The sequence below is a fragment of the Acetobacter nitrogenifigens DSM 23921 = NBRC 105050 genome, from assembly GCF_000429165.1.
GTDB lineage: Bacteria > Pseudomonadota > Alphaproteobacteria > Acetobacterales > Acetobacteraceae > Acetobacter > Acetobacter nitrogenifigens.
This window is the reverse complement of record NZ_AUBI01000002.1, coordinates 283,785-296,445: the sequence shown is the minus strand read 5'-3', so window position 1 is coordinate 296,445 and position 12,661 is coordinate 283,785. Positions and strand designations below refer to the sequence as shown.

General features: G+C 62.4%; 12 protein-coding genes. 9 read left to right on the top strand and 3 right to left on the bottom strand.

What is annotated here, in order from left to right:
* Positions 1–186: 186 nt before the first annotated feature.
* From hslO to G442_RS20835, 3 genes are all read left to right on the top strand, one after another.
* Positions 187–1,161: an Hsp33 family molecular chaperone HslO gene (gene hslO / locus G442_RS0104235; protein ID WP_026396981.1), complete on the top strand. Its 975-nt coding sequence runs from the start codon at positions 187–189 to the stop codon at positions 1,159–1,161.
* A 150-nt stretch (positions 1,162–1,311) separates the two neighbouring features.
* Complete coding sequence (locus tag G442_RS0104230; RefSeq protein ID WP_146882170.1) at positions 1,312–2,409, top strand: hypothetical protein; 1,098 nt, start codon at positions 1,312–1,314, stop codon at positions 2,407–2,409.
* Positions 2,410–2,654: 245 nt separating this feature from the next.
* Positions 2,655–3,608, top strand: a complete 954-nt coding sequence (locus G442_RS20835; protein WP_084440354.1) for a hypothetical protein — start codon at positions 2,655–2,657, stop codon at positions 3,606–3,608.
* 110 nt (positions 3,609–3,718) lie between these two features.
* Here G442_RS20835 and rdgB read toward each other — a convergent pair whose 3' ends face one another.
* A complete protein-coding gene (rdgB, locus tag G442_RS0104220; RefSeq protein WP_026396979.1) occupies positions 3,719–4,321 on the bottom strand; it encodes an RdgB/HAM1 family non-canonical purine NTP pyrophosphatase in 603 nt (200 codons plus the stop codon).
* Positions 4,318–5,046, bottom strand: coding sequence for a ribonuclease PH (rph, locus tag G442_RS0104215; protein WP_026396978.1), 729 nt, complete (start codon positions 5,044–5,046; stop codon positions 4,318–4,320). The genes rdgB and rph overlap by 4 nt, the downstream gene beginning before the upstream one ends.
* 236 nt (positions 5,047–5,282) lie before the next feature.
* Here rph and hrcA point away from each other — a divergent pair, with 236 nt between their 5' ends.
* From hrcA to G442_RS0104205, 3 genes are all read left to right on the top strand, one after another.
* Entirely contained in the window at positions 5,283–6,350 is a 1,068-nt protein-coding gene (gene hrcA / locus G442_RS0104210) for a heat-inducible transcriptional repressor HrcA (RefSeq protein ID WP_026396977.1), read from the top strand.
* 163 nt (positions 6,351–6,513) lie between these two features.
* Positions 6,514–7,023, top strand: coding sequence for a putative adhesin (locus tag G442_RS26525; RefSeq protein WP_154660345.1), 510 nt, complete (start codon positions 6,514–6,516; stop codon positions 7,021–7,023).
* 628 nt (positions 7,024–7,651) lie between these two features.
* Complete coding sequence (locus tag G442_RS0104205; RefSeq protein WP_026396976.1) at positions 7,652–7,885, top strand: DUF3126 family protein; 234 nt, start codon at positions 7,652–7,654, stop codon at positions 7,883–7,885.
* A gap of 61 nt (positions 7,886–7,946) precedes the next feature.
* Here the strand turns inward: G442_RS0104205 and G442_RS0104200 are convergent, their stop codons facing one another.
* Positions 7,947–8,558, bottom strand: coding sequence for a DUF2939 domain-containing protein (locus G442_RS0104200; RefSeq protein ID WP_035376149.1), 612 nt, complete (start codon positions 8,556–8,558; stop codon positions 7,947–7,949).
* Positions 8,559–8,821: 263 nt separating this feature from the next.
* On the opposite strand from G442_RS0104200, the gene G442_RS0104195 reads away from it, so the two are divergent.
* From G442_RS0104195 to pyk, 3 genes are all read left to right on the top strand, one after another.
* Positions 8,822–9,610, top strand: a complete 789-nt coding sequence (locus G442_RS0104195; protein ID WP_026396974.1) for a HesA/MoeB/ThiF family protein — start codon at positions 8,822–8,824, stop codon at positions 9,608–9,610.
* 483 nt (positions 9,611–10,093) lie between these two features.
* Positions 10,094–11,125 carry an SH3 domain-containing protein gene (locus G442_RS0104190; protein ID WP_051291905.1) on the top strand — a complete coding sequence of 344 codons (1,032 nt, stop codon included), beginning with the start codon at positions 10,094–10,096 and terminating at the stop codon, positions 11,123–11,125.
* Between the two features lie 78 nt (positions 11,126–11,203).
* The gene (gene pyk, locus G442_RS0104185; RefSeq protein WP_026396972.1) at positions 11,204–12,643 is read left to right on the top strand and encodes a pyruvate kinase; all 1,440 of its coding nucleotides are present in this window, start codon (positions 11,204–11,206) and stop codon (positions 12,641–12,643) included.
* Positions 12,644–12,661: the final 18 nt, after the last annotated feature.

Here is a 12,661-nt window from a genome sequence, read left to right as displayed (position 1 = left end):
GGCTGCATATGGCGTGCGCCAGCATGTCTGGTTCAAGAGAGCCTTGTCCGTTCGCTCCGGCGTGCAGACAAGGCTCAGTTTTTTGTTTTGGCCAGCATCCGTGGCCGGTCGGTTGTTGCCGTCTGGTTGGACAAGGATGCCCTAAGCCGCGTTCGGCCCTGGTCGTTCGCAGGAGTATCAACGATGATCGACACGCCGGCTTTTCTGGACCGTGGACGTCCGGACGTTCCCGATATGGTCGTCCCGCGCGGCGTCACCCCGTTTCATCTGGAAGGGCGTCCGGTGCGTGGGCGTCTGGTTCGTCTGGGGGCGCTGGCCGACGCGTTGCTCTCACGCCATGACAATACGCCCGAGGTCAATGCTTTGGCAGGCAAGGCGCTGGCGCTTGTCGCGGGGCTTTCCTCGGCGTTGAAGTTTCAGGGGTCGTTCTCGTTACAGGTCAAGGGTGATGGTCCGCTGAGTCTGCTTGCCGCAGATTGCACGGATGCCGGGTCGCTGCGGTTCTACGCCCGCAGTGACGAAGAAGCTCTGCCAGCGTTGCTGGGGGAGGTTGCGACGCCTTCCGATCGCGAACTGTTCGGCAACGGGTATCTGGCGTTGACCGTCGATCAAGGTGCGGATATGGATCGGCATCAGGGGATCGTCGAAATCGTCGGCGACGACCTCGCCGCCATGGCCACGCATTATTTCGAAACGAGCGAGCAGCATGCATGCTGGCTGATGCTGGCGTGCGAACGGACGTCGGAGGGTTGGCGTTCCGGCGGACTGATTCTGGAGCGCATCGCCTCTGAAGGCGGCGTCGTGACTGATGATTTCGGCGACGGCGCCAGCCGGGTTTCCGCGCCTGAAGACGAAGACGCCTGGGAAACGGCGACGATCCTCGCCCGTACCCTGACGGCTGCGGAGTTGCTGGACGACGGACTTCCGCCCGAGAAACTGCTCAACCGGCTGTTTCATGAGGAATCGCTGCGGGTGGGGCAGCCGAGAGCGCTCGCATATGGCTGCCGTTGCTCACGCGCAAAGCTGGTCGATATTCTGGGGCGTTTTTCCGAGGACGAGCTCGATCACATGGTCGTCGAGGACCGGATCGTGATGACCTGTGAATTCTGCAACGTCGATTTCCGCTTTTCTCGCGAAGAGGTCGGTCCGCGTTCGGCGTGAGCGCGCGGTAACACAATCATAGGTCTTGCGGGTTCAAATGGGCGCCGCTAACGGCCGTAGCCGGACAGCCCATGAGCGGGTTGCCGCTTCTCGACGTCAGATCCGGTCGCAGGAGAAACGCCGATGGGCATGATTGTGGAGGAGAGGCCCGTGACCGACCAGAACCCGGGTCGATCGACTCCAGAGCAAAGCGCCCAGCCTGAAAAGGGCGCCCTCATGGTGCGCGTGGGGCAGGTGGACTACCCGCTGCGTATCCGGGGGAAGCCCGTCACGCGCCTGTATCCGGGATGGCGCGCTGTGGCGTTCGAGCCCGCGTTGCTGCCCATGCCGCTGTTGTATCTGCGGGATGATGAGGGGCGCGACGCCTTCTGGCTGTTTGACCGCACGCTGAATTACCGGGCCAGCGCCCTTGCGGATCTGAGGCCCGAGGAGCGGTCGATGATCGTCGGCGCGATTGCGCCTTTCTTTCATACGCTGCGCAAGTCTGTCTTTTGCGAGATGTGTCCGGGTCCGATCTCGGGCGCCGCGCCAGCCGCCGTCGCGCGCATGCCGGCGCTCCTGCGCGATGACTTGCTGAATCGCTGGCTGGAGTCGCAGCCTCCGTTGCGTCAGGTCGGCGCCGGGAGCGACGGAGAGCGCTCATCTCTTGCCTTGCAGGACGGCGTTGTGTTCGACATCGCGGTTTTGCAGCAGATGCTTCCCGCCGCCCACGGGTTGGCCGAGCAGGCGGAGCCGGTCGTGCTGTCGCCTACCGGGCGCTCGGTTCTGCGGGGTCATCATGTCCTGGTGGGAAACGGCTTCAGCGTGACGCGCTTCGTCGATCCGGAGGTGAACGCCGTGTTCTATCTTGGCGTCGCTCCGGAACTCGGGGCGAAGGAAGGCGCGTCGCCTTTTCTGTATTGCCCGCAGGTCGATCTGATCGTCAGCGCCGCGGCTTCCGGGACGCTTGACGCCCTTCCGCGTCGCCTGCTGTCCTGGTTCGCCGCCGATCCCGCGCGTGCGGCGGCGCTGCCGAGGCAAACGGTCGTGCGGATGTCCGCCGGGTTTTCTCTGGGGTCGGCGTCGTTGCTGTCTCTTGGCGGAACGACCGCCCAGACCGTTCGTTCAGAAGCAGGCGCGGCGATAGCCGGACCCGTGGATGACCTGCTGAGCGAGGCTCAGGTAGGGGACGCGTTTCAGGGGCGTTTCGTTGGGGCGGCGACGACGCCGGAGGGGGAGGCGACTGCTGGCGGCGTTCCGGAAGCATGATCGGTTTGGACCCTCGGCGTTTAGAGTCTTTGCAGAATGATCTTTTGCGTCGCGCGACCTCGGCCCTTCACCAGACAGGAGAACGCTGACGTCGGGATTCGCCTCCATCGAGCAGACGTCGGGCGGGCGCGGGCCGCCGATCAGCATTATCCGTCTGGACGGATCGCGCGGAGTGATCAAACTATTCCATCGCATCCGGCTGACTTCTCTACGCCGGTCGCGACACCGATACGGAGACAGTTCGGATGAGACGTGATCGCCGCCGGTTCGCCGGTTTTCTTTCGTTCGCCAGAGCGTCGGCGCTCTGTGTGACGGCGCTGGGCGCCCCGGCTTTCCTTTCCGCCTGTTCCGACGAGCAACCCCGGTCGTTTCCGCCTTACCAGTTCGGCTATCTGGGTCAGATCCATCTGAACGTCGCGACGTTGCAGTCCATCGACCACGCGACGCCAGCCACTGGCGATGAAGCCTCGCGCGCGCCAATTCCTCCTGATCAGGCTTTGCTGCAATTGGCTCAGGACCGTCTTGCGGCGACCGGGCAGAGCGGCTCCGCCACGTTTACGATCGATCAGGCGTCCATCGTGCACGGCCCCGGAGGAACCCTGTCGGGCCGTATGGACGTGCATATCGACATCCTGTCGCCGACCGGGCAGCAGCTTGGCGTCGCTGAGGCCCACGTCACTCGCGATTTCAAGCCGAATCTCGACTCGGGAAACGCCGACAGCGAAGGCAATCTCTACGATCTGACGAAGCAGATGACGCAGGACATGAACGTTGAGCTGGAGTTCCAGATCAAACGTAACCTGCGGGATTGGCTTGTGGACGCGGGCGGCATGCCGACCGACGGCGCTATCCAGTCTCAGTCTCTGGACGGCTCGCCGCAGCAAAGTCCGCCTGCGGCCGCTGCCTCCGTCGCAGCTCCCGCTGTGTCCGGGGCTGGAGTGGGCGCTACAGTGACGGCAAACGCTCCCACTGCGGATGGGACCGGCTCGGCTGCAACCGCTGAGCCTGTTGGCGTGCCCGCTGCCGCTGCAAGCGCCGCCCCGGCGGCTTCAGCCGAACCCGACGCGATATTCCCGAGCGGCGATCCCGGCGCGTCTGACACGACGAAGAAAACGCTCTCCCCAAAGCCGGGCGTTCTGCAATTGCCGACCAAGGCCAGCAAGACCCAACCTGCGGCGACAAACAGCAGCGGCTACTGAGCGTAACGCAGGGAATACTCGTCAGGACGATCCGGCGAGTATTTCCTGCGTCCGGTGCCGGGCCGCCGTGTAGTCGCCTGCGGTCTGAAAGCGCTGGCTGTTTTTACGCCTCAAGGGAGGCAGGCGGCGCGAAACGCAGCGAAGGCGCGCGCGCGGTGGCTGATCGCGTTTTTCTCGTCGTCGCTCATCTCGGCGAACGTCCGCGTCTCGCCAGCCGGGATGAAGATCGGATCGTAGCCGTGTCCTGCGGCCCCGCGCGGCGCGGGCGCAATCGCGCCATCGATCCGCCCCTCGAAGCTGCGGGTCGAACCGTCCGGGAAAGCCAGGCACAGAACGCACACGAACCACGCATCGCGTTCGTCGCCGCCGATCCCTTCCTCGATGCGGCGCATCGCCCCGTCGAAGTCCTTGTCCGGCCCGGCCCAGCGCGCCGAGTAGATTCCGGGCGCGCCGCCCAGAGCCGACACGCAAAGACCGGAATCATCCGCGAGTGCGGGAAGTCCGGACGCCTTGGCGGCGGCGAGGGCCTTCAGTTTAGCGTTGCCAGTGAAGGTCGTCGCGGTCTCATCGGGTTCCGGCAGGCCGATTTCGCCCGCCGAAATGACCGTGATTCCAAACCCGCCGAGCAGGGCGGAGAATTCCGCCAGCTTGCCCTTGTTGTGGCTCGCAAGGACGAGGCGGCTTCCCGCCTCCAGCCCGGCGGGCGCGCTCACGCCGCCTCGGCGGCGGCGACGGCTGCGTCCTGCGCGGCGAACAGGGTCTTCATGCCGCTTTTCGCCAACCCGAGAAGGGTGAGAAACTCCTCCTCGGAGAACGGCTTTTCTTCGGCGGTGCCCTGAATTTCGACGATCCCGCCCGCGGCCGTCAGGACGAAGTTGGTGTCCGCCGCCGCCGCGCTGTCTTCGACGTAGTCGAGGTCCAGCACCGCGCCTGTGTCAGTCAGGCCACAGGAAACCGCCGCGACCTGCCCGATCAGGGGCACGGTCGTCAGCACGCGCTCGCGGTGCAGCTTTCCCAGAGCCAGACGCAGCGCGACCCAGGCGCCGGTGATGGAGGCGCAGCGGGTGCCGCCATCGGCGTTCAAAACGTCGCAGTCGAGCGTGATGCTCATCTCGCCAAGCGCCTTCAGGTCGGTGACGGCGCGCAGGGAACGGCCAATCAGGCGCTGGATCTCCTGCGTGCGGCCCGACTGCTTGCCCTTCGCCGCTTCGCGGCTGCCGCGCGTGTGCGTAGCGCGCGGAAGCATGCCGTATTCCGCCGTGACCCAGCCCGACCCCTTGCCCTTCAGGAAGGGCGGCACGCGCTGCTCGATGCTGGCGACGCACAGAACCTCGGTTCCGCCGACGCGGATCAGGGCCGAGCCTTCGGCGTGATGGGCGAAACCGGTCTCGATAGTGACGGAGCGCATGGCGTCATGGGCGCGGCCTGAAGGGCGCATGGAAGGATCCTTCGCAAAGAACAATATATGGGCCGCTGCATAGCCGGGCGGCGGCGCGCTGGCCACCCCGGCGGGAACTCCGGTGTCGGCTTTGGCCAACGCCGCGTTCGAGGCGATGCGCCCTTGTCAGGAGGCCGGACGTTCCCCAGACTCAGAAGTGAACGTGTAAGCGCATGGCGGCGATCTGCTCTGAGTGGAGAGCGTCCGGTGTCTCAGGGAGGCGGGTCATCGACCGCATGAACGGTAAACTGGGCATGGAACGCAGAGCGCTGCCGCCGGGGCTTGACCGTCGATCCGCAACCATCTTGCGGGAACTGGTCGAACACTATGTGGCCACGGGCGACCCGGTGGGCAGTCGCACCTTGTCGCAACGCCTGCCTATGGGATTGTCTCCGGCCACCATCCGCAACGTGATGGCCGATCTGACGGATGCCGGGCTGTTGTTCTCCCCCCATACATCGGCGGGGCGTCTTCCGACAGAAAAAGGGTTGCGGCTGTTTGTCGACGGCCTTCTCCAGTTCGGCAGCCTCAGCGACGAGGAGCGGGAGTCCATCAGCCAGTCGCTGGAGACGCGTGGGCGCTCGCTCGAGGACACGCTGACGGAGGCGTCCTCCATGTTGTCCGGCCTGTCGCAGGCGGCGAGTCTGGTCATCGCGCCCAAAGGCGAAGGCTCGGTGAAGCATATCGAATTTGTCGCGCTGGGCGGCAATCGCGCGTTGGTGGTTTTGGTGGGCGCCGATGGGCAGGTAGAAAATCGCGTCATCGAGACGCCAGTCGGGACGCCGCCATCGGCTTTGGTTGAGGCGACGAATTACCTCAATGCGCGCGCAGCCGGGCAGACACTGACGGAACTGCGCGGACGCGTAAATGAGGAAATGTCCGCAAATCGCACGGAACTTGATCAGTTGACGGCCGAGGTGGTAGCGAGCGGCCTTGCGACCTGGAGCGTGGAGGGGCGCGGCGGCACGCTTATCGTGCGCGGACAAGGGCGGCTTCTGTCAGACATCACCGAGATCGAACGCCTGTCGACAATCCAGATGCTGTTCGAGCGGCTTGAGACACAGGATTCCATGCTGCGTCTGCTGGAGCTTGCGGAAAAATCTGACGGTGTGCGTATTTTTATCGGAGCGGAGAGCGGGCTTTTCGGCGTGTCCGGCATGGCGATGGTGGTGGCGCCGGCGCGGAACGAGGCGAACCGCATCGTCGGCGCCATTGGCGTGATTGGTCCCACGCGGATCAATTATGGGCGGATTATCCCGGTAGTGGATTACACTGCTCGGGTGATCGGGGAGATATTGCGGTAGCAGCGATTTCTTTGCGTCAGTCAGGCAATGTACTTTTTCCTTTAGGAAATTCAAGAGAATTTTATTGAGTGTTATTTCAGATGTAACGTAGTCTTGGTGTTTCTGGTGTCATGACTGTGCAACGGTTCCGATGTTTTGAAACCTCTGCGCGAAAGTATGTAGAATGGCGAATATACAAAATCGGGCGGAGATCGGCGACAACCTGTATCGCTTCTACAATCCCGGGATGGTGTCGAGAACCTGCCTCATTAGCGCACATGGCCTTTGGTCTACCACATTTGGGTCTCCGATGCGGCTTGGCCATAGTAATGTGAGATTGCGATATTATTCAGCGCACCATTATGCTGTTGATGACGCGGGTTTGCCTGCTTATACGCGCGATAGCGTAGCGGCTGTTGAAACGCTCACGCCAGACACGTCTCCAGATTATTTGTTGTTCAAATATACGAATAGTGAGTTTAAACCGTCTTGGTTAAAAAGACATAATGATAATGGAGAAAATTATGCAGGGGTGAGTTTTGCCGCAAAAGTTGACAATATTGACATTATTACCATTCGTAATAGACACGGTTTTAATCCTATCAGATTATCTGTCGTTTTGAAAAATTTGTGGTCGAATGGTCTTGATTATGACGAAATACGATGTGTTTTTTGTCGTGGCGTATTGAGTTAATATATTAAGGTATTTTACAATAAAATTTTTGGAAATATTTGAATTTATATTGTGAATTTACTTATTCGATTCGGATTCGTGTGCCGAAATCAAATTTTGAGACTTCTGTTTAAATATACGAAACAGGAGTCTGTTCGCATTGTCGCGCGTCAGTAACCTCAGATGCCGCCGAACAAAATATCCCACGAGCAAGTAATCTCTGACGTTTCGGTTGTTAGCAGCCTGTTAAGCTTGCCAGAGAACCTGTGTGATGCAGGCAGTTTCTCCGTTTTGTCGGGCGTAAACTGGATGTGCGGCTTGTCGACCACGCTTGGTTGCGCTCTGCGTATCGAGCTGCAACCGCATTTGTGTAATGTGGGCGGTGTCTGGTGGAGCAGCGCCGTTCTCGAGACACAGAGTGTTGGTGCGGTCAGGCGAGTCTGGAGAAAGTGGGCCGCATTACGATGCGGGGCGGGGCACGCCATCCATGATGAGCGTCAAGAACGTGGTTGCGATGTAGGGGCGCAACACTTATAGCCCAGCCGAACCTGCTTCTGCCTGCCGGCCTCCAGGCAGGAAGGCGTCAAATAGGCGGCGCGCTACCCGAGTAGGGGCGTGACGGTAGTATTTCTACTCTGGAGACTGATCCTTGAGCACGATCTCATCATCTGAAATTGCCCGGCTGCAAGTTTGCCTGCGTCGTCTGCTGGATTCAAAGGGGTTGACCGTCAACCCGCCGCCGCGTCCGGGCCTGTCCGTCGAAATCGCTGTTAACGGCGAAGTAGTCGGCACCGTTCATCGCGACGAAGACGAGGGTGAAGTGTCTTACGCGATCAATCTGGTCGTGCTGGAAGAAGACCTGCCCGCTACCGCTGGCAAGTAAGAATCGACCGGAACACGGGGCCAGAGCGGGCGGGAGCATTCCCTGTCCCGCCTCAGAGCGCTCAGGCGTTATGCGGGGTCGCCGAGGCTTCCATCACGGGATGTTTGGGCGCGGGCAGATCGATGCGCGTCAGCTTCCACCTCCAGCCTTCGATCCGCAGCTCGATGGCTAGCGGCGTGTCGTTTTCGTGTCCCGGAAGGGTGACCTGCGCCTGAAACGTGTCGAGACGCGTGAAGTGGCCCGAGGCGTGTCTCAGCGTTCCGAAAATTGTCCCGCCACCGGTCGCCTTGGGGATCGCGGCCATGGCTTCGTCCACCACGACGCCGAGATTGTTCTGCGTGACGTGAATATCGACGGCGTTGGACACAACATTGGTGGCGAAGGATTCGCCGAAGGCTGGCAGGTCGTCCGATGCGTTCGTCGGCTGGAGATTAAGATCCGTCAGCACCTGCTGTTTCAGCGAAGCGTCGAGCAGGCCCCAGTTGATAGAGTGGCCAAGCGCAACCATGTCGTGCTGCCGGACCGACGTCGCGATCGACCACATCGCCATGAAGGGCGACGCTGCATAGATCGCGAACGACGTCACGAACGCAGCGACACAGACCTTGCGCGCGCTGCGACGGCGCGGGCAGTCCGTCATGAACGTGTAGGGAATGATCTCGGCGGCCTTCATGGTTGAATCCTGTTAACTGAACTTCACCATAACATGCGCAACGCAGCCATGCATTCATGGCCCTGCTCGGCATCGCGAATATCACGAAAACGTGAAGTTGTCTTTAAGGAATACATGACCCCAATTCAGGGCGTTGTTCGGGGCCACGTCGCGGGCGTTCGCTCTGGCGATTTTTCAATGTATGCGCTTAAAATCACTGGGTTATTGCCACGCTTCCATCTGTGCGCGTGGTCCTGACCGGTCTTCCGACGTGCGAGGCGCCAGTGTTTGTCGATCTGACAGAAAGCGAGATTCAGCGCTATTCCCGCCACATTCTTCTGCCGGAGGTTGGCGGAACCGGGCAGATGCGCCTGCGCAATTCATCAGTCCTGATCGTGGGCGCTGGAGGGCTTGGGAGTCCGCTCGCCTGTTATCTTGCGGCGGCGGGCGTCGGACGGATCGGCCTTGTCGACGACGATCAGGTGGAACTGTCCAATCTGCAGCGGCAGATTCTGCACACGACCGACCGTGTCGGAGTCGCGAAAGTCGAGTCCGCCGCCCGCGCGCTTTTGGCGCTTAATCCTGAGATTACGATCGAGACGCATGCAGTGCGCCTGACCGACGGCAACGCGACAGGGTTGGTCGGCGGGTATGACCTCGTATGCGACGGTTGCGACAATTTCGACACGCGCTACGTGGTCAACAGAGCTTGCGTCGCAGCGAAACGCACGCTTGTTTCGGCGGCCGTCACTCGTTTCGAGGGACAATTGACGACCTTTCGTCCGCATCGCGGCGGTCCCTGCTACTATTGTCTTTATCCGGAAACGCAAGCTGCGCCCGACGCGCCGAGTTGTGGCGACGCAGGCGTGTTCGGCGCAGTGACGGGCGTTCTCGGAACGCTTCAGGCGACAGAGGCCCTCAAGGAGTTGCTCGATCTCGGGGAGAGCATGGACGGGCGGCTTCTCCTCTGGGACGCGCTTGCGGCCCGCTTCACCACGATTCGCATCGGTCGCGATCCACATTGCCCGGTGTGCGGCGGGGTTTCTGCAGAGGCCGCCCCGATCGCAACGTAAGCCCGGAAGATTCCTGATCCGGTCCTAATTACTCCTCGTTCAGACTGGGCGCAGGGCTCGCCGCTGCATGCGATTGCCGTCCTCAATCGCGCACTGTGCCTGCGCCCTGCTTCGTCAGGAAGCTCGATGCGGTCTAATTTTCCTGACTGGAGGCATTTAAGGGCGCCGCTTCATGAGCGCCGCCGTCGCTGTAGGCGATCAGGCGCGACTCGGGGCCTTGCGTAGGCGGTCTTTATGTTTGCTTTGTGTTGTTCCGCCTGTTTTCAAGGGTGCGTTACAGTCGTCCGTCATCATGGTTCCAGCGTTGACGATGGGATGTGCGGCCTTCCTTTCTGCAGCGCTGGGGCCTTGCCTGTCTTTGCTGCTGGATCGCGCCTGTCCGCTGTGAAAGCGACATCAGGCGCACTTTCACACAAGAGAATTCAGCACGTCGCTTGCAGAAGCCACTTGCCGTAAGACGCTGGGCTTGGCACGGATGCGCGCATGACCGCCACTCGCTCCCTGTGCGCCGCCACGCTTCTGGCGACATCCGTCACGTTCGCCGTCGGCACCCATGCGGCCGACACGACGACCGCGCCGCCGCATCATCATCACCATCATCACGCAGAGACGGCGGCAACCGCGAAGTCGGCAACGGCAAAGCCGGTCGCCGCCAAGGCGGCGCATGGCGCGCACGCGCATCACGCGGCGCATGAAGGGGGCTCCAAGGCGAAGCATCCAGCCACGCCAGAGAGCGCGCACAAATCCGCCGCCCACCATCATCCGGCGAAGCATCCGCTTACGCATCACCATGCGGCTCCGGCCGCAGGCGCTGTGGTCCCGGCGCCCAAGTCCATTCCGGACGGTGCGCCGACTCCGCAGCAACCGGACGCCAGCGCGCCGGGCGCGCCAGCAGCGGCCCCCGACGCACAGAAGGGAACGAACACCGGTCTGCCCCTGCCGCGTTTTGCGGCCTTCCGGGCCGACGAAGTCAACATGCGGGCCGGGCCTGGGCAGCGTTACCCTATCCAGTGGGTGTATCATCGTCGAGGATTGCCGGTGGTGATTGAGCGCGAATTCGACGTCTGGCGTCTGGTCGAGGATTCGGACGGTGTAAAAGGGTGGGTGCATCAGGCGACGTTGGTTGGATCGCGAGATTTTGTAGTGCCGGGCGCAAGCCCCGAAACGCCGGCGGCGACGCCCGGCGCCGCGCAGCCTCAGCAGGGTCAGATGTCGGCCCAATCGTCGACCGGACACGCGGATCAGTCGCCCGCAGGGCACATGGAATCGCGCGTCATCGGGTCTGTGGCGACGGAAGCCGACGCCCTGAAGACGTCCGGCGGAGTGATGCTGCGCGCATCAGGCGACGACAGCGCCCCTGTCGTCGCGGTATTGAAACCTGGCGTGGTCGGCACGTTACGCACCTGTGCGGCGGGCTCAGCGTGGTGCAAGGTGTCAGTGCGCCAATATGATGGCTGGCTGCGTCGCTCCTCCGTCTGGGGCGTATCGGCCGACGAAGCGTATCCGCCTTCTTGAGGCGTTCGCGCCGCCCCGCCTCTGACGCGCGGCGCGGTGGAAAGCGTCCCGAGGGCTTGCCAGGGGAGGTCTACAAGAATGGCGGCTTTGCAGTGCAGAACGAAGATCGTCGCGACATTGGGTCCGGCGTCCTCGACGTATGAAGTCATCCGCGATCTTACCCTCGCGGGAGCTGACGTCTTTCGTTTCAATTTCTCGCACGGTTCGCATGAAGACCATGCGGCCCGTCACAAGATCGTCCGGCGGGTCGAAGCTGAGCTGGGCAGGCCGCTTGGAATTCTGGCCGATGTGCAAGGGCCGAAGCTCCGGGTCGGCGTGTTCGCTGAAGGCCGCGTGGTTCTGGAGCAGGGGGCGTCGTTCCGCCTGGACCTCGACCCGACGCCCGGGGATGCGACGCGCGTCAATCTGCCGCATCATGAAATCATCGCTGCGGCGCGACCGGGCAGCGCGTTGCTGCTCGATGACGGTAAACTCAAACTCACTGTCACTCACGTCGGTCCGGATTTTCTCGACACCGAAGTGACCTTCGGCGGTCCTCTGAGCAATCGCAAGGGCGTCAACGTCCCGGACGTGGTGCTGCCGATTCCGGCGCTTACGGAAAAGGACCGCGCCGATCTCGCGTTCGCGCTCGACCTTGGCGTCGACTATGTGGCTCTGTCGTTCGTCCAGCGCGTCGAAGACGTGCTGGAGGCGAAGACCCTTACTGACGGCCGGGCCTGGATTATGACCAAGCTCGAAAAACCGCAGGCTATGGACAATCTGGAAGCGATTCTCGCAGCCTCCGACGCAGTCATGGTCGCCCGTGGCGACCTCGGCGTCGAATTGCCCCCGGAAGCCGTGCCGCTCGCGCAGAAACGGATCATTCGTCTGGCCCGTACGTTGGGCAAGCCGGTGGTCGTCGCGACGCAGATGCTGGAGAGCATGATCTCGGCGCCCACTCCCACGCGGGCGGAGGCGTCCGACGTGGCTACGGCCGTGTTTGACGGTGCGGACGCGGTCATGCTGTCGGCGGAATCGGCCGCTGGTCAATATCCGCGCGAGGCGGTGACGATCATGAACCGGATCGTGCAGCGCGTAGAGGCGGACGCGGGCTGGAGGACGTTGATGCAGGCCGGGCGGCTGGAGCCGGAGCATTACGTGGCCGACGCGATCGCTGGCGCCGCGCAGCAAGTGGCGGCGACCATCGGCGCAAGCGCTATCGTCGCCTATACCCACACCGGCCCGACTGCCCTGCGCGTCGCGCGCGAACGGCCGATGTCGCCTATTCTGGGCGTCACGCCGACCATCGACACGGCGCGCAGGCTTGCAGTCGTGTGGGGCGTGCAGCCTCGGGTCAGCAATCCGGACAAGCCCGTACGCGACGCGGAGACCATGGTTTCCACGGCGCTCGATATCGCAATCGGCGGTGGTTTCACGAAGCCGGAAGAGTCCATCGTCATTGCGGCGGGTATGCCGTTTGGCGTCAGCGGTTCGACCAATACGCTGCGCGTGGCCAAGGCGCCGAAGGCCGCCGGATAACGTGAAGGCTGCCGCGCC

Excerpts from the sequence above, each read along its gene's own strand:
- G442_RS20835 (WP_084440354.1), top strand. The coding sequence starts at position 2,655 with ATGAGACGTGATCGCCGCCGGTTCGCCGGTTTTCTTTCGTTCGCCAGA.
- rph (WP_026396978.1), bottom strand. The coding sequence starts at position 5,046 with ATGCGCCCTTCAGGCCGCGCCCATGACGCCATGCGCTCCGTCACTATC.
- hrcA (WP_026396977.1), top strand. The coding sequence starts at position 5,283 with ATGAACGGTAAACTGGGCATGGAACGCAGAGCGCTGCCGCCGGGGCTT.
- G442_RS26525 (WP_154660345.1), top strand. The coding sequence starts at position 6,514 with ATGGCGAATATACAAAATCGGGCGGAGATCGGCGACAACCTGTATCGC.
- G442_RS0104200 (WP_035376149.1), bottom strand. The coding sequence starts at position 8,558 with ATGAAGGCCGCCGAGATCATTCCCTACACGTTCATGACGGACTGCCCG.
- G442_RS0104190 (WP_051291905.1), top strand. The coding sequence starts at position 10,094 with ATGACCGCCACTCGCTCCCTGTGCGCCGCCACGCTTCTGGCGACATCC.
- pyk (WP_026396972.1), top strand. The coding sequence starts at position 11,204 with ATGGCGGCTTTGCAGTGCAGAACGAAGATCGTCGCGACATTGGGTCCG.